Below are 15,456 nucleotides of genomic sequence, written 5' to 3'. Positions count from 1 at the left end.
CATGAGTCACACCGTCATGCAGCTCCTCCTCGCCGCGCTCGTCGTCCTCCCCCTGCTGGGCGCCGTCGCCGCCCTGCTCCCCGCGCCGCCCGGCCTCAAGGGCACCAGCCCCGAGCAGGCTGTGCTCCGCCACGGCGTGACCGTCACGGGCGTCGTCCTCGCGCTGTCCGTCGCCCTCGCTGCCGGCTTCGACCACGACCACCCGGCCCGGATGCAGGCGACCACCGACCTCCCCTGGATCCCCGCCCTCGGCATCCGGATCCACCTCGGCGTCGACGGCATCTCGCTCCCCCTCCTCGTCCTGACCGCGCTGCTGACCTTCCTCTGCGCGCTGTACAGCTACTTCAAGATGCCTACGGGCCCGTCCCCCAAGGCATTCGTCGCGCTGCTCCTCGTGCTCGAGACCGGCACCCTGGCGTCCTTCGCCGTCCTCGACCTGATGCTGTTCTTCCTGGCCTTCGAGACGGTGCTCATCCCGATGTACTTCCTCATCGCCCGCTGGGGCGGCGAGGGCCGGGAGCGCTCCGCGTGGCGCTTCATCCTCTACACGCTGCTCGGCTCGGTCGTGATGCTGCTGGGCCTCCTCCTCGTCGGCATCGACGGCGGCACGTTCGACATGGTGGCACTGGCCACTGACAACGGGTCCTCGCTCAGCCACACCACGCAGGTCATCGCGGTTCTGGCCATCGGCGCCGGACTGGCCGTCAAGGCCCCCATGTGGCCCCTGCACAGCTGGCTGCCCGACGCCCACACCTCCGCCCCCACGGTCGGCTCGGTGCTCCTCGCCGGCGTCCTGCTGAAGATGGGCACGTACGGGTTCGTCCGCATCATCCTGCCGATCGCCCCGGACGGCGCCCACACCTTCGCGCCCTACCTCGCCGCCTTCGCGGCCGTCGGCATCGTCTACGGCTCCCTGGTCTGCCTCGCCCTGGCCCGCAAGGGCGCCAAGGGCGACCTCAAGCGACTGATCGCCTACTCGTCCGTCGGCCACATGGGCTTCGTCCTCCTGGGCATCGCCACCCTCACCCCCACCGGGGTCAACGGCGCCCTCTTCGCCAACGTCGCCCACGGCCTCATCACCGGCCTCCTCTTCTTCCTCGTCGGCGCCATCAAGGACCGCTACGGCACCAGCGACCTCGACAGCCTCGCCGGCACCACCGGCGCCGCGCTCTACGGCCGCGCCCCACGCCTCGGCGGCCTGCTGGCCTTCGGCGCCGTGGCCTCCCTCGGGCTCCCCGGCCTCGCCGGGTTCTGGGGCGAGATGCTGGCGATGTTCGCCTCCTTCCGCCCCGCCGACGGGCTCAGCCGCCCCGCGTTCCTGGTCTTCATGGCCCTGGCCGGCCTCGGCACCCTGCTCACCGCCGCCTACCTGCTGGTCGTCGTGCGCCGAGTGTGCATGGGCGGCGAGGTGGACCCGGCGGCCGAGCGGGCGGGCGAGATGCCCGACGGCCCGGCCCTCCCCGACATCCGGCGCCACGAGTTCGCCGCCTGGTCCCCGCTCGTCGCCCTCACCGTCCTCGCCGGACTCTGGCCCGCGGCCCTCCTCGGCCTCACCGACCCGGCCGTTCAGCAGCTCCTCGCAGGAGGCAAGTGATGGGCTCCCTGGTCCAGTCCGTCGACTGGCTCGCCATCGCCCCGCCCACCGTCACGGCCGCCGTGGCACTGGTCGTCCTGGTCGTCGACCTCTTCCTCCCGGAGGACCGCAAGGCCCTCCTCGGCCGGATCGCCCTCGGCGGCCTCGCCCTGGCCGGGCTCTCCCTCCTCCCGCTGCTGCGCGGCGACCGCTCGACCTTCTGCCTCACCGGACCCGACGTCGCCGTCACCGCGTGCAGCTACACGGCCGACCACTTCACCCTCGTCATCCAGCTGCTGGTGCTGGGCGGCGCCCTGCTGACGGCCCTGCTGTCCGTCAGTACGATCGCCGATTCCAGACTTCCCGCGGGGGAGTACTGGTTCCTGCTGCTGTCGTCGGCCGCCGGCGCCGCGCTGCTGCCCGCCTCCCGCGACCTGGCGACCCTCGTCGTGGCCCTGGAAGTGGCCTCGCTGCCCGCCTTCGCCCTCGTCGGCCTGCGCCGCGGCGACCGCCGCTCCTCCGAGGCGGCACTGAAGTTCTTCCTGTCGTCCGTGACCGCCACCGCCGTCACCCTCCTCGGCGTGTCCTTCCTCTACGCCGCGACCGGCACCCTCCACCTCACGGAGATCGCCGACGGCCTCGGCCACATCGACCCGCGCCTGGCCGTCCTCACCAAGGCGGGCGTCGCCCTGACCCTCGTCGGCTTCGCCTTCAAGACCGCCGCCGTCCCCTTCCACTTCTGGGTGCCCGACACCTATGTGGGCGCGCCGCTGCCCATCGCCGCGTACCTGTCGGTGGTCGGCAAGGCCGTCGGCTTCACCGGCATCGCCCTGGTGACGGTCGTCGCCCTCCCCTCGTACGCCGACGTCTGGGGCCCCGCCCTGGCCGTGCTCGCCGCGGTCACCATGACCGCCGGCAACGTCGCCGCGCTGCGCCAGCGCCCCGACCGCGAGCACAGCGCCGTACGCCTGCTGGCCTGGTCCTCCGTCGGCCAGGCAGGCTATCTGCTCGTCCCGCTCGCCGCCGCCGGCTACGCCGACGACCCCTCGCGTGCCATCGGCTCCACCGTCGCGTACGCCCTGATGTACGCGGCCGTGAACCTCGGCGCCTTCGCGGTCGCCGCCCTCGTGGCCCGCACCCGCCCGGGCAACCGGATCACCGACTACCGCGGCCTGTACGCCCGCAACCCGCTCGCCGCCCTCGCGCACGCCTTCTTCCTGCTGTGCCTCGCCGGGCTGCCGCCGGGCGTCATCGGGCTCTTCGCCAAGGTCACCGTCTTCTCGGCGGCGGTCGACGCGGGGCTGGGCTGGCTGGCGGTCGTCATGGCCGTCAACGTCGTGATCGCGCTCTACTACTACCTCCAGTGGACAGCGGTCCTCTTCAAGGACGGCCGCGAGGAGGCGGGAGAACCGCTGCCGGCCGGATCGACGACCGGAGCCACGGCCGGAGCCACGGCCGGATCGACGACCGCCCCGGTGGCCGAACCGGTGGCCGAACCAGTGGTGCGCGTTCCGGCCACCCTCGGGGCGGCCATCGCCCTGGCCACGGCCCTCGGAGTGGCCCTCTCCGGCGCGCCCCAGCTCGTCCTGCGCTTCGCCTCGCAGGCACTCCTGTAGCGGTATCACCGTCTTTCACCCGAATGGCGCAGCCCTCCACGGCCCCTGCGGGGGTGCACAAGGGAACTAGCGGCCCTCGTCTGGCGTTGACCAGTTCGAAAGGTTCCACTGGTTCAAGGGTTCCCCTGCCGCACCATTTGGAGGGCGTACCGTGCACCGCCGGCACAACGGGCTCAGGACAGCCGTGCTCCTCGGGGGCCTGTCCGCGCTCATCATCGTCATCGGCAGCATGTTCGGGCGCGGTGGCCTGATCGTCGCCGTCCTCGTGGCCCTCGGCACCAACGCCTACGCCTACTGGAACAGCGACAAGCTCGCCCTGCGCGCGATGCGGGCCCGGCCCGTCAGCGAGTTCGAGGCCCCGCACCTCTACCGCATGGTCCGCGAACTCTCCACGGCCGCCCGTCAGCCGATGCCCCGGCTGTACATCTCCCCGACGGAGGCCCCCAACGCCTTCGCCACCGGCCGCAACCCGCGCAACGCCGCCGTCTGCTGCACCGAGGGCATCATGCGCCTCCTCGACGAGCGCGAGCTGCGCGGCGTCATCGGCCATGAGCTCAGCCACGTCTACAACCGCGACATCCTCATCTCCTCGGTGGCCGGCGCCCTCGCCTCGGTGGTGATGTTCCTGGTCAACTTCGCCTGGCTGATCCCCATCGGGCGCTCCGACGACGACGAGGGGCCCGGCATCGTCGGCATGATCATGATCATGCTGCTGGGCCCCATCGCGGCCTCCCTCATCCAGCTCGCCGTCAGCCGCTCCCGCGAGTACGAGGCCGACGCCTCCGGCGCCCGCCTCACCGGCGACCCCCTGGCCCTGGCCTCCGCCCTCCGCAAGCTGGAGCTCGGCACACAGCGGCTGCCCCTGCCGCCGGAGCCCCGCCTGGAGACGGCCAGCCACATGATGATCGCGAACCCGTTCCGCCCGGGCGAGGGCATGTCGAAGCTCTTCTCGACGCACCCGCCCATGCCGGAGCGCATCGCGCGACTGGAGCGGATGGCGGGCCCGGCCGGCCGGCTCGGCGCCTGAGCGCGACAAGACCGCTCAGTAGCGGTGGTGGCCGCCGGACGGCCGCTCGCCGAGGCCCGGCAGATGCCCGTTGTCCGGCCGGTCACCGAGGCCCGGCAGGTGCCCGGGAGTCGGCCGGTGACCACCGGACGGCGGACGGTGGCCACCGGATGGCGGACGGTGGCCGGGGGACGGCCGGTCGCCCCGCCCGCCGCCCTTGCCGGCCATGTCGACCGGCTGGCCGTCGTACGTACCGCCCCTGCAGATCAGCCCGAAGTCCCCGTCGAGGAGCCCGAGATCGTCGTCGGGGACGCCGACGTCGCCACCCCCGGCCATGCATCCGAGGACGTCGATGTCGGCGGGAACGGCGGCACGGGCGCTGCTGGGCGCGCTGACGGCGACGACCGCCACCGCCGCGACCGCCAGTCCTGCGATTCGGTACGTGTGCATGGGGCTCCGGCTCCTCGTCCTGTCGTCCTGGCCGTACGTCCGCGTGGAACGTCCGGTCCAGCCACATGACCACGCCCCGGACCCCACGGCGCGCTGGGCTGCGCCGGAAGGGTCACGACACGCGTCGTCGCGACGTGGGCCGTCCCCCATACGGCCCACGTCATCCCCAAGTAGCCGATACGGCAGACCAGTTGACGTGACTGCGCACAACGCCGTAACCCCATAAGGGAATAGAAACCCGGTCGGTACCGGAAGCAGGAGGCGACAAGCGATGGTGCTCCTCGATCTGCAAGGCATGGAACCCGAGATCGGCACGGCCCGACGGCTGGACCTGGGCGCCAGCGACAACAGCGACGCCAGCCTCCTCCTCTGTGGGGACGGCGACGACTGACGCACGTGCGGGGGCATCGCCTCCGGATGCCCCCGACTCACCCCCTAGGGGTCCGCTCAGGGCCTCCCACCTGCGGAAGCGGCAACCGTACGCGCCCCTTCCGACGTCTCATTCGCCGGAGAATCGGTCACGTGGGAGGCTATAAATCATGAGGTTCATCCTGAATATCATCTGGCTGGTCCTCTGTGGGCTCTGGATGGCACTCGGCTACGTCGTCGCCGGTCTGATCTGTTGCGTCCTCATCGTCACGATTCCGTTCGGTATCGCGAGCTTCCGGATCGCCGGCTACGCCCTGTGGCCGTTCGGCCGGACGACGGTCGAGCGGCGCGACGCGGGCGCGGGGTCGCTGATCGGCAATGTCATCTGGATCATCTTCGCCGGATGGTGGCTGGCGCTGGGGCACATCGTCACCGGTATCGCCATGTGCTGCACGATCATCGGCATCCCGCTGGGCATCGCCAACTTCAAGCTGATCCCGATCTCGCTGATGCCGCTGGGCCGGGAGATCGTCCCGACGGACGCGCCGTTCGCGACGCGATAGTCGCAGGCGCTCAACAGGGGCGACGGCAAAGGGGGCGCGTCAGGAGCGGCGGCGGAAGCCGCTCCTGACGCGCCCCCTTCGGGTTCCGGCGCGCGATGTGGTCCTGAACTAGCGGTAGTTCACGAACTGGATCGCGAAGTCCAGGTCCTTGCCCTTGAGGAGGGCGATGATGGCCTGGAGGTCGTCGCGGCTCTTGGAGGAGACGCGCAGCTCGTCGCCCTGGACCTGGGCCTTGACGCCCTTGGGGCCCTCATCGCGGATGATCTTCGCGACCTTCTTCGCGTTCTCCTGGGAGATGCCCTCCTCGATGGACGCGAAAAGCTTGTATTCCTTGCCGGACACCTGCGGCTCGCCCGCGTCCAGGGACTTCAGGGAGATGCCGCGCTTGACCAGCTTGGTCTCGAAGATGTCGAGAACGGCCTTCACGCGCTCCTCGGAGTTGGCACGCATCTCGATCTTCTCGCCCGACCAGGCGATCGAGGCGCCGACGCCCTTGAAGTCGTAGCGCGTCGAGATCTCCTTGGCGGCCTGGTTGAGGGCGTTGTCGACCTCCTGCCGCTCGACCTTCGAGACGATGTCGAAACTGGAGTCGGCCATATTGAGTTGGCTCCTCGTGCGTAGATCCGTCAGGGGACGCGACCGGAGGGTCGCGTGGCCAGCCTAGTCACCCGGGGGCCGATCGAGGGGCTGTGAACCGAGTGGCGGAGCACCCCAGGTCATCGGGTATTGTTTACGTCGTTGCCACGGAGCGCTCGAAAGAGCGACCGAGGTGACGACCCATGGCGGTGTGCCCGAGTGGCCAATGGGAGCGGACTGTAAATCCGTCGGCTTAGCCTACCCAGGTTCGAATCCTGGCGCCGCCACGGAATGAGGCCCCTGATCTGCGAAGATCAGGGGCTTCTTTCGTTTCCGGGCCCGCCTCAGCCCGTACCCAGCGCCTTCACGGCCTCCGTCACCGGAGTGTCGCCGCCGATCAGCTCCAGCGTCAGGCCCACGGCCCCCCGCTCGTCCTCGGACAGCAGCTCCGCCAGCACCGCCGCCACGTCGTCCCGGGGCACGTCGCCCCGGCCCGTCGAGCCCGCCGCCAGCGTCACCCGGCCGGTGCCCGGCTCGTCCGTCAGCCGGCCCGGGCGCAGGATCGTCCAGTCGAGCCCGGCCCGGGAGCGGATGTCAGCGTCGGCGGCGCCCTTGGCCCGCAGATAGGCGGCGAAGACCGGGTCCGTGCCCTCCGGCGGCTCGCTGTCGGCGCCCATGGACGAGACGACGACGAAGCGCCGTACGCCCGCCGCCTCCGCCGCGTCGGCGAAGAGGACCGCGGCGGCCCGGTCCACGGTCTCCTTGCGGGCCGCCCCGCTGCCCGGGCCCGCGCCGGCCGCGAAGACGACCGCGTCGGCGCCCTCCAGATGGCGGGCGACATCCGCCACGGACGCCGTCTCCAGATCGCACACGACGGGCTCGGCGCCCGCCGCCAGCAGGTCTCCCGCCTGCCCGGGGCGGCGGACCATCCCCGCCACCTCGTCACCGCGCGCGGCGAGCAACCGCTCCAGCCGCAGCGCGATCCGACCATGTCCTCCAGCGATGACAATGCGCATGATCCGACCGTACGCGGCGGCCCCTCACGAGGGGTCCCCGCCGCGCGGCGACTGCCGGGGCAGGTCCAGGGCCACCGTGGCCTGGACGTCGCCGTACTCGCGGACCGCGCTGGTCCGGGCGACGACCCGGGCGTGGTGGACGACGAGCCGGCTGTAGCCCAGCGACAGGACGCCCGCGACGGCGTGGCCCCGGACGGCCAGCAGCTCCGCCGGGAAGCCGGCCTCCACCCGGACCTCGGGCAGGCCCATCACCGCGCGGGCCCGGCCGCTGACGGCCTCGTAGGCCTGCTCCGGGGCGAGCTCGCCGTGCGAGGCGAGCAGGTAGGCCGCCTCCAGGGGGTCGCCGCGGCCCACGGGGTTGGCGGCGTCGCGCAGGGCGCCGCTGCCCGCCGCGACCCTGACGCCCGTCGCGCGCAGCAGCCGTACGGGCGCGCACCACGAGCCGCCGCCCCGGGCCCCGCCCGAGACCCCGCAGTCGCCCTGCGGCAGGCAGACCACCGTCACCCCGGCCGCCGCCAGCTGCTGGCCCGCGCGGGCGGCCTGGTCCCGGGGGAGCCGGGCGAGGGCCCCGCACGGGCCGACGGCCACGCCGGGGCGCAGCCCGCCCGCCATGGCGGCGAGCCGGGCCAGCCGGGCCGGTTCGGCGCCGTCCGTGTGGAGGTCGACGGCGCAGCCGTGCTCGGCGGCCAGGGCGAGGACGGTCTCGGCGTAGCCGGTGGGGTCGGGGTCGAGGTCGGGGCAGCCGCCGATGACGGTGGCGCCCATCCCGACGGCGTCCCGCAGCATGGCGAGCCCGTCGGCCCCGGCGGCGCCGGTCAGCAGCCGGGGCACGGCCACCGCGCTGAGCTCCGTGAGCCCCCGCAGCGTGCGCCGCGCGGCCAGGACGCCCTCCAGGGCGCGCAGCCCCGCCACGTCGCCGACGCGGACGTGGGTGCGCACTGCGGTGGCGCCGTGGCCCAGTTGCAGCAGGGCGGCCTCCGTCGTACGGCGCTGGACGTCCTCGACGCCGTGCGGCACCGGGCCGTCCACGTCGGCCGTGAGCGCGGTGTCCAGGTGGGCGTGCGGATCGGCGGGCGCGGGCAGCAGCAGATAGCCGTTGAGGTCGACGCGCGGGCCGGGGGCCAGGCTGCCCGCCGTGCCGACGGCCTCGATGCGCCCGCCGCTGAGGCGTACGTCCACCACGCGCCCGTCGGCGAGCCGGGCGCCGCAGAGCACCAGCGCGCCCTCGCCCGGCGGCGGGGCGGCGGCGTCGCCGTCGGGGCTTCTCGCGGGCTGCGGCTGACTGTCGGGCATCACGATCCTCCGGTAGGCCGGGGCGGGCATGATCACGCAGCGGTTCGAGCGTAGGCCGCGTACGGAGCCGGTCGGCGGAACCGCCGAATAGTCGTACTGGTGTGGCCCTCGGGGCGGCCGGGAGGGCGCCGGCGGCCACGCCGGTGACGGCCGGGAAGAACGCCCTGGCAGGGGCGGCCGCATACGGATTTCACCTTCGGCCGCAGACCGTGTAATGTCTTCCTCGCTCGCCCCAATAGCTCAGTCGGCAGAGCGTCTCCATGGTAAGGAGAAGGTCAACGGTTCGATTCCGTTTTGGGGCTCTGGTGGGAGAGGTTCTCCCGTCTTCGGACGGGGGAGCCAACCTCATCAAAGCGGCGTAGCTCAGTCGGTAGAGCAAGCGGCTCATAATCGCTGTGTCACCGGTTCAAGTCCGGTCGCCGCTACACACAGTAGCCGATTGTGGGGTCGGTCCTCCGATCGGCTACTCTTTTATGCGTTGTATTCGTCCATTCCGTCAAGGAGCACTCACGTGGCTGCCACCGACGTCCGCCCGAAGATCACGCTGGCCTGCGTGGAGTGCAAGGAGCGGAACTACATCACCAAGAAGAACCGGCGTAACGACCCGGACCGACTTGAGATGAAGAAGCACTGCCCTCGTTGCAACGCCCACACGGCGCACCGCGAGACGCGCTAACAGCGCACAGGTCGTTCATGAGGCCGTCCCCAGGTTCTGGGGGCGGCCTCGTGGCATATTCCGACTTGTGTCCCGGGCCGTACCCCGGCCCATGACGCAAAGAAATTCCAGTCCCCTCAAGGACCAGTCCACTCAGGAGGTGCCGGGCCATGGCGCTCGACCAGTCCTACGTCGGACGGACCTATCCGGCCACCGACCCCTATGAGGTCGGCCGGGAGAAGATCCGCGAATTCGCCGAGGCCATCGGCGACGCCAATCCGGCGTACACCGACCCCGAGGCCGCCAAGGCGCTCGGCCACCCCGATGTGATCGCTCCGCCCACTTTTGTGTTTGCGATCACTTTCAAGGCCGCCGGACTGGTCATCCAGGATCCGCAGCTGGGGCTGGACTACTCCCGAGTGGTGCACGGCGACCAGAAATTCGCGTACACCCGCCCGGTGCGGGCGGGGGACCGGCTGACGGTCACGTCCACGATCGAGTCGATCAAGTCGCTCGCGGGCAACGATGTGCTGCTGGTCCGCGGTGAGGTTCACGACGCGGCCGGCGAACACGTCGTGACCGCGCACACGAAGCTGGTGGCGCGCGCCGCCGAGGAGGCGTGATGGCGGCCACAGTTTCGTACGACGAGGTCGAGGTCGGCACCGAACTGCCCGCCGCGTCCTTCCCTGTGACACGCGCCACGCTCGTCCGCTACGCGGGCGCCTCCGGCGACTTCAACCCGATCCACTGGAACGAGAAGTTCGCCAAGGAGGTGGGCCTGCCGGACGTCATCGCGCACGGCATGTTCACCATGGCCGAGGCGATCCGCGTGGTGACCGACTGGGCCGGCGACCCGGCCGCGGTGGTCGACTACGGGGTGCGCTTCACCAAGCCGGTCGTCGTGCCGAACGACGACACGGGCGCGGTCGTCGAGGTGTCCGCCAAGGTGGCGGCCAAGCTCGACGATGACGCGCGGACGGTCCGCGTGGACCTCACGGCCGTCTGCGACGGCCAGAAGGTCCTCGGCATGGCCCGCGCGGTCGTGGCTCTCGCCTGAGCCCCACCCGTTCCGGGCAATCGGGTGGGCGGGTGGGCGAAATCCCGCGCCGAAGGCGCGGGAAACCCCCACGGCGCCGAGCCGCCCACCACATACCCGGAAGGCCCAGCGCCGGCGCCCCCGTACCCTGGTGCCCGTGCAGGAACGACACGACGCCCCCCTCGCCCCCCTGACCACCTTCCGTCTCGGTGGCCCCGCGACCCGACTGATCACGGCCGTCACCGACGCCGAGGTCGTCGAAGCCGTCCGTGAGGCCGACCGCGCCGGCACCCCGCTGCTGATCATCGGCGGCGGCAGCAACCTGGTCATCTCCGACAAGGGCTTCGACGGCACGGCCCTGCGCATCGCCACCACCGGCTTCGGCCTCCAGGGCACCCGCCTCGAGCTCGCCGCCGGTGAGAACTGGTCCGACGCCGTCGCCCGCACCGTCGACGCCGGGCTCGCCGGCGTCGAGTGCCTGGCCGGCATCCCCGGCTCCGCCGGCGCCACCCCCATCCAGAACGTCGGCGCGTACGGCCAGGACGTCTCCCAGACGATCACCGAGGTCGTGGCCTACGACCGCCGCACCGACGAGATCGTCACCCTCAGCAACGCCGAGTGTGTCTTCACCTACCGGCACAGCCGCTTCAAGCAGGACCCCTCGCGCTACGTCGTCCTGCGCGTCCGCTTCGAGCTGGAGGACGCGGGCGGGCTCTCCGCGCCGCTGCGGTACCCCGAGACCGCCCGCACCCTCGGCGTCGAGCAGGGCGACCGCGTCCCGGCCCTCCAGGCCCGGGAGACCGTGCTCAAGCTGCGCGCCGGCAAGGGCATGGTCCTCGACCCCGAGGACCACGACACCTGGTCGGCGGGTTCCTTCTTCACCAACCCGATCCTCACCGTCACCGAGCACGAGGCGTTCCTCGCCCGCGTGGCCGAGCGGCTCGGGCCGGACGTCATGCCGCCCGCCTTCCCGACGGGGGACGGCACGGTCAAGACGTCGGCCGCGTGGCTGATCGACAAGGCGGGTTTCACCAAGGGCTACGGCGAGGGCCGCGCCCGGATCTCCGGCAAGCACACGCTCGCCCTCACGAACCGGGGCTCGGCCTCGACGGAGGACCTGCTGGCGCTGGCGCGTGAGGTGCGGGACGGGGTTCACGCGGCGTTCGGGGTCACCCTCGTGAACGAGCCCGTGACGGTGGGCGTCAGCCTGTAGGCGGGGCCGCTAGACGGCCAGCCAGGCGTCCACACCCGCCAGGAGGCGCTCCCTCACATCGGAGGGAGCCCGTGACGCCCGTACCGACTGCCGCGCCAGCTCCGCGAGCTCCGCGTCCGTGAAGCCGTGGTGCTCCCGCGCCAGCTCGTACTGGGCCGCCAGGCGCGAGCCGAAGAGGAGTGGGTCGTCCGCGCCGAGCGCCATCGGCACGCCCGCGTCGAAAAGGGTGCGCAGCGGGACGTCCGCCGGCTTGTCGTAGACGCCCAGGGCGACGTTCGACGCCGGGCAGACCTCGCACGTCACCCCGCGCTCCGCGAGCTTGCGCAGCAGCCGCGGGTCCTCCGCGGCCCGTACGCCGTGCCCCACCCGGGCCGCGTGGAGGTCGTCCAGGCAGTCGCGGACGCTGCTCGGCCCCGCGAGCTCGCCGCCGTGCGGAGCGGCCAGCAGACCACCCTCCCGGGCGATCTCGAAGGCGCGGTCGAAGTCCCGGGCGAGCCCGCGCCGCTCGTCGTTGGAGAGGCCGAAGCCGACCACGCCCCGGTCGGCGTAGCGCACCGCGAGCCGCGCCAGCGTCCGGGCGTCCAGCGGGTGCTTCATCCGGTTGGCGGCGACGAGGACCCGTATCCCCAGCCCGGTCTCTCTGGAGGCGTCCTCCACCGCGTCGAGGATGATCTCCAGGGCGGGGATCAGACCGCCCAGCCGGGGCGCGTACGAGGTGGGGTCGACCTGGATCTCCAGCCAGCCCGAACCGTCCCGGACGTCCTCCTCCGCGGCCTCGCGCACCAGCCGCCGGATGTCCTCCTCGGACCGCAGGCAGGAGCGCGCGATGTCGTAGAGCCGCTGGAAGCGGAACCAGCCCCGCTCGTCCGTGGCCCGCAGCTTCGGCGGCTCGCCGCCGCTCAGCGCGCCGCTCAGCGCCTCGGGCAGGTGCACGCCGTACTTGTCGGCCAGCTCCAGCAGGGTCGAGGGGCGCATGGACCCGGTGAAGTGCAGGTGGAGATGGGCCTTGGGCAGCAGACGGAGATCACGAACGCGTTCCATTGCCCGATCCTGCCTCATGGGCACAGGGATCGGAAGGCGCGTTCCCTGATCGGGGGCTGAACCGAAAACGAATGCGGGGGTTCCGGCCGCACCGGCCGGAACCCCCGCACCACGCGAGCGAGCCGCAGGCTACTTGGCCTCCGCCAGCAGCTTCTGGATGCGCGAGACGCCCTCCACCAGGTCCTCGTCGCCCAGCGCGTAGGAGAGCCGCAGGTAGCCCTGCGTGCCGAAGGCCTCGCCCGGGACGACCGCGACCTCGACCTCGTCCAGGATCAGCGCGGCCAGCTCCACGGAGGTCTGCGGGCGCTTGCCGCGGATCTCCTTGCCGAGCAGCTCCTTGACCGACGGGTAGACGTAGAACGCGCCCTCCGGCTCCGGGCAGAAGACGCCGTCGATCTCGTTCAGCATCGAGACGATCTTGCGGCGGCGGCGGTCGAAGGCGACCTTCATCTCCTCGACGGCCTTCAGGTCACCCGACACGGCGGCCAGGGCGGCGACCTGGGCGACGTTGGAGACGTTCGACGTGGCGTGCGACTGGAGGTTGGTCGCGGCCTTGACGACGTCCTTCGGGCCGATGATCCAGCCCACGCGCCAGCCGGTCATGGCGTACGTCTTGGCGACACCGTTGACCACGACGCACTTGTCGCGCAGCTCCGGCACGACGACCGGCAGCGAGGAGAACTCGGCGTCGCCGTAGACCAGGTGCTCGTAGATCTCGTCCGTCAGCACCCACAGGCCGTGCTCGGCGGCCCAGCGGCCGACGGCCTCGACCTGCTCGCGCGTGTAGACGGCGCCGGTCGGGTTCGAGGGGGAGACGAAGAGCAGCACCTTCGTCTTCTCCGTACGGGCCGCCTCCAGCTGCTCGACGGAGACCCGGTAGCCGGTGGTCTCGTCGGCCACGACCTCCACCGGCACACCGCCGGCGAGGCGGATCGACTCCGGGTAGGTGGTCCAGTACGGGGCGGGGACGATGACCTCGTCGCCCGGGTCGAGGATCGCGGCGAACGCCTCGTAGATGGCCTGCTTGCCGCCGTTGGTGACGAGCACCTGGGAGGCGTCGACCTCGTAGCCCGAGTCGCGCAGGGTCTTGGCGGCGATGGCGGCCTTCAGCTCGGGGAGGCCGCCGGCCGGGGTGTAGCGGTGGAACCTGGGGTCACGGCAGGCCTCCACCGCCGCCTCGACGATGTAGCCGGGGGTCGGGAAGTCGGGCTCGCCGGCACCGAAGCCGATGACCGGGCGCCCGGCGGCCTTGAGGGCCTTGGCCTTGGCGTCCACGGCCAGGGTGGCGGACTCGGAGATGGCACCGACGCGGGCGGAGACCCGGCGCTCGGTGGGGGACTGGGGAGGAGTCGCAGCGGTCATAGGGGCATCGTCCCAGACCCGTGGGAACGCGGGCACGCCGATTGTCCGGACCCCCGCCGGGAGGCCTCCGAGCGCGTCGTCGCTGATAGCTGTTCGACGTCGGCCGCTGGAGCACGTACACTCATGCCTCGTTGGCCTCCACCGGCGAATCCGCTCCCGGGCACACCGTGCTTCCGGGCGGATGCGGTACGTTGGGGAACCACAAAGGGTCGTAGCTCAATTGGTAGAGCACTGGTCTCCAAAACCAGCGGTTGGGGGTTCAAGTCCCTTCGGCCCTGCTACACGCACCGCCAGGTTGCGTGCATGCGTACGTACTGAAATGCACCGCCGTGCGGCTCACCCGGGCGCGGCACGGCCACGACCGGGATTCAGGTGAGGACGTAGTGACGGAAGCCCTTGGCTCCACCGCGACGCCTGAGAGCGGTCGTCCTGAGGACGAGGCGCCCACCAAGCGCCGTGGCGGGAAGCGCGGGAAGAAGGGCCCTCTGGGCCGCCTCGCACTGTTCTACCGGCAGGTAGTCGCCGAGCTCCGTAAGGTTGTCTGGCCCTCCAAGAGCCAGCTGTCGACGTACACCACTGTGGTGATCGTCTTCGTTGTCATCGTCATTGGACTGGTGACCGTGATTGACTATGGGTTTGAGCAGGCCGTCAAGTACGTCTTCGGCTGAGCCGGCCCCCGTGCGCAAGGCGGCCCTCGTAGAGTGCCGCCTATTCGCTCGTTCCACCCCTTGTAGCCAGGAAGAAGCAGCCACGTGTCTGACCCGAACCTGAACGACGCCGCCGAGCCCGTCGCGGCGGAGAACGTTGACGAGGCTGTCTCGGCCGAGGTGCAGGGCGACGACACCCCGCAGGAGATCGTCGAGAACGCCGACAACGTCGACGAGCTCGACGCCGAGGACGCCGCCGCGGGCGAGCCGGCCGAGGAGGCCGCGCTGCACGTGGAGTCCGACGCCGAGGACGCCGAGGCCGAGGAGGAGGAGTCCGCGGAGGACGCCGCTCCGGTCGACCCGGTCGCCGCGCTCCGCGACGAGCTGCGTGGTCTGCCCGGCGAGTGGTACGTCATCCACACCTACGCGGGCTACGAGAACCGCGTGAAGACCAACCTCGAGCAGCGCGCCGTCTCGCTGAACGTCGAGGACTACATCTTCCAGGCCGAGGTGCCGCAGGAAGAGGTCGTCCAGATCAAGAACGGCGACCGCCGCACCGTCCGCCAGAACAAGCTCCCCGGCTATGTCCTGGTGCGCATGGACCTGACGAACGAGTCCTGGGGCGTCGTCCGCAACACCCCGGGTGTCACCGGCTTCGTCGGCAACGCCTACGACCCGTACCCGCTGACCCTGGACGAGATCGTCAAGATGCTCGCCCCGGAGGCCGAGGCGAAGGCCGCCAAGGAGGCCGCCGAGGCCGAGGGCCGTCCGGCCCCGTCCCGCAAGGTCGAGGTCCAGGTGCTGGACTTCGAGGTCGGCGACTCGGTCACGGTCACGGACGGTCCGTTCGCGACGCTTCAGGCCACGATCAACGAGATCAACGCCGACTCGAAGAAGGTCAAGGGCCTCGTCGAGATCTTCGGCCGCGAGACCCCGGTCGAGCTCAGCTTCGACCAGATCCAGAAGAACTAGTTTCTTCCGGGACATACGCTTCCGAACAGGTCAGACCGGCTGCTCATAGCCCGTCTGACCTGCTCGGT

The 15,456-nt window shown here is 71.3% G+C and carries 17 protein-coding genes and 4 tRNA genes; 15 read left to right on the top strand and 6 right to left on the bottom strand.

What is annotated here, in order from left to right:
• The first annotated feature begins 1 nt into the window (after window position 1).
• The 3 genes from RM609_RS07615 to htpX all read left to right on the top strand — a co-directional run bounded on the left by RM609_RS07615 (window position 2) and on the right by htpX (window position 4,216).
• On the top strand, window positions 2-1,594 hold the full coding sequence (locus RM609_RS07615; RefSeq protein WP_311608976.1) for a complex I subunit 4 family protein: 1,593 nt from the start codon (window positions 2-4) through the stop codon (window positions 1,592-1,594).
• Window positions 1,594-3,189 carry an NADH-quinone oxidoreductase subunit N gene (locus RM609_RS07610; RefSeq protein ID WP_311608975.1) on the top strand — a complete coding sequence of 532 codons (1,596 nt, stop codon included), beginning with the start codon at window positions 1,594-1,596 and terminating at the stop codon, window positions 3,187-3,189. Before RM609_RS07615 ends, RM609_RS07610 begins: the two co-directional genes overlap by 1 nt.
• Window positions 3,190-3,340: 151 nt before the next feature.
• On the top strand, window positions 3,341-4,216 hold the full coding sequence (htpX, locus tag RM609_RS07605; RefSeq protein ID WP_311608974.1) for a zinc metalloprotease HtpX: 876 nt from the start codon (window positions 3,341-3,343) through the stop codon (window positions 4,214-4,216).
• A gap of 15 nt (window positions 4,217-4,231) precedes the next feature.
• Here htpX and RM609_RS07600 read toward each other — a convergent pair whose 3' ends face one another.
• Entirely contained in the window at window positions 4,232-4,645 is a 414-nt protein-coding gene (locus RM609_RS07600; protein WP_311608973.1) for a hypothetical protein, read from the bottom strand.
• Between the two features lie 271 nt (window positions 4,646-4,916).
• Between RM609_RS07600 and RM609_RS07595 the strand changes: the two genes are divergently transcribed.
• Together RM609_RS07595 and RM609_RS07590 are read left to right on the top strand one after the other, a co-directional pair.
• On the top strand, window positions 4,917-5,036 hold the full coding sequence (locus RM609_RS07595; protein WP_311608972.1) for a SapB/AmfS family lanthipeptide: 120 nt from the start codon (window positions 4,917-4,919) through the stop codon (window positions 5,034-5,036).
• Window positions 5,037-5,184: 148 nt separating this feature from the next.
• Window positions 5,185-5,577, top strand: a complete 393-nt coding sequence (locus tag RM609_RS07590) for a YccF domain-containing protein (RefSeq protein WP_311608971.1) — start codon at window positions 5,185-5,187, stop codon at window positions 5,575-5,577.
• A gap of 108 nt (window positions 5,578-5,685) precedes the next feature.
• Here RM609_RS07590 and RM609_RS07585 read toward each other — a convergent pair whose 3' ends face one another.
• Entirely contained in the window at window positions 5,686-6,174 is a 489-nt protein-coding gene (locus tag RM609_RS07585; protein ID WP_311608969.1) for a YajQ family cyclic di-GMP-binding protein, read from the bottom strand.
• A 184-nt stretch (window positions 6,175-6,358) separates the two neighbouring features.
• Between RM609_RS07585 and RM609_RS07580 the strand changes: the two genes are divergently transcribed.
• A tRNA-Tyr gene (locus RM609_RS07580) sits at window positions 6,359-6,440 on the top strand.
• 57 nt (window positions 6,441-6,497) lie between these two features.
• On the opposite strand, the gene RM609_RS07575 is transcribed toward RM609_RS07580, so the two are convergent.
• Window positions 6,498-7,169 (bottom strand): SDR family oxidoreductase, encoded by a 672-nt coding sequence (locus tag RM609_RS07575; RefSeq protein WP_311608968.1) that lies wholly within the window; start codon window positions 7,167-7,169, stop codon window positions 6,498-6,500.
• Window positions 7,170-7,193: 24 nt separating this feature from the next.
• Window positions 7,194-8,462, bottom strand: coding sequence for an amidohydrolase family protein (locus RM609_RS07570; RefSeq protein WP_311608966.1), 1,269 nt, complete (start codon window positions 8,460-8,462; stop codon window positions 7,194-7,196).
• Between the two features lie 229 nt (window positions 8,463-8,691).
• Between RM609_RS07570 and RM609_RS07565 the strand changes: the two genes are divergently transcribed.
• From RM609_RS07565 to RM609_RS07540, 6 genes are all read left to right on the top strand, one after another.
• Window positions 8,692-8,764 (top strand) — tRNA-Thr (locus tag RM609_RS07565).
• Between the two features lie 50 nt (window positions 8,765-8,814).
• A tRNA-Met gene (locus RM609_RS07560) sits at window positions 8,815-8,887 on the top strand.
• A gap of 86 nt (window positions 8,888-8,973) precedes the next feature.
• Complete coding sequence (gene rpmG / locus RM609_RS07555; RefSeq protein WP_004571794.1) at window positions 8,974-9,138, top strand: 50S ribosomal protein L33; 165 nt, start codon at window positions 8,974-8,976, stop codon at window positions 9,136-9,138.
• Window positions 9,139-9,287: 149 nt separating this feature from the next.
• Window positions 9,288-9,740, top strand: a complete 453-nt coding sequence (locus tag RM609_RS07550; protein ID WP_189456509.1) for a MaoC family dehydratase N-terminal domain-containing protein — start codon at window positions 9,288-9,290, stop codon at window positions 9,738-9,740.
• Window positions 9,740-10,174 carry a MaoC family dehydratase gene (locus RM609_RS07545; protein ID WP_311608961.1) on the top strand — a complete coding sequence of 145 codons (435 nt, stop codon included), beginning with the start codon at window positions 9,740-9,742 and terminating at the stop codon, window positions 10,172-10,174. The genes RM609_RS07550 and RM609_RS07545 overlap by 1 nt, the downstream gene beginning before the upstream one ends.
• 130 nt (window positions 10,175-10,304) lie before the next feature.
• The gene (locus RM609_RS07540) at window positions 10,305-11,366 is read left to right on the top strand and encodes a UDP-N-acetylmuramate dehydrogenase (protein WP_311608960.1); all 1,062 of its coding nucleotides are present in this window, start codon (window positions 10,305-10,307) and stop codon (window positions 11,364-11,366) included.
• A 9-nt stretch (window positions 11,367-11,375) separates the two neighbouring features.
• Here the strand turns inward: RM609_RS07540 and RM609_RS07535 are convergent, their stop codons facing one another.
• Complete coding sequence (locus tag RM609_RS07535) at window positions 11,376-12,407, bottom strand: adenosine deaminase (RefSeq protein WP_311608959.1); 1,032 nt, start codon at window positions 12,405-12,407, stop codon at window positions 11,376-11,378.
• A gap of 129 nt (window positions 12,408-12,536) precedes the next feature.
• A complete protein-coding gene (locus tag RM609_RS07530) occupies window positions 12,537-13,769 on the bottom strand; it encodes a pyridoxal phosphate-dependent aminotransferase (RefSeq protein ID WP_311608958.1) in 1,233 nt (410 codons plus the stop codon).
• A gap of 205 nt (window positions 13,770-13,974) precedes the next feature.
• Here RM609_RS07530 and RM609_RS07525 point away from each other — a divergent pair.
• From RM609_RS07525 to nusG, 3 genes are all read left to right on the top strand, one after another.
• Window positions 13,975-14,047: transfer RNA gene (locus RM609_RS07525), tRNA-Trp, on the top strand.
• A 105-nt stretch (window positions 14,048-14,152) separates the two neighbouring features.
• Window positions 14,153-14,437, top strand: coding sequence for a preprotein translocase subunit SecE (gene secE, locus RM609_RS07520; RefSeq protein WP_311609153.1), 285 nt, complete (start codon window positions 14,153-14,155; stop codon window positions 14,435-14,437).
• An 84-nt stretch (window positions 14,438-14,521) separates the two neighbouring features.
• On the top strand, window positions 14,522-15,388 hold the full coding sequence (gene nusG, locus RM609_RS07515) for a transcription termination/antitermination protein NusG (RefSeq protein ID WP_311608957.1): 867 nt from the start codon (window positions 14,522-14,524) through the stop codon (window positions 15,386-15,388).
• The last annotated feature ends 68 nt before the right edge of the window (window positions 15,389-15,456 follow it).

The sequence above is a fragment of the Streptomyces hesseae genome (assembly GCF_031845785.1).
Classification (GTDB): Bacteria; Actinomycetota; Actinomycetes; order Streptomycetales; family Streptomycetaceae; genus Streptomyces; species Streptomyces hesseae.
Note: the sequence above shows the minus strand (reverse complement) of the source record. Positions and strands in the feature narration are given on the sequence as shown.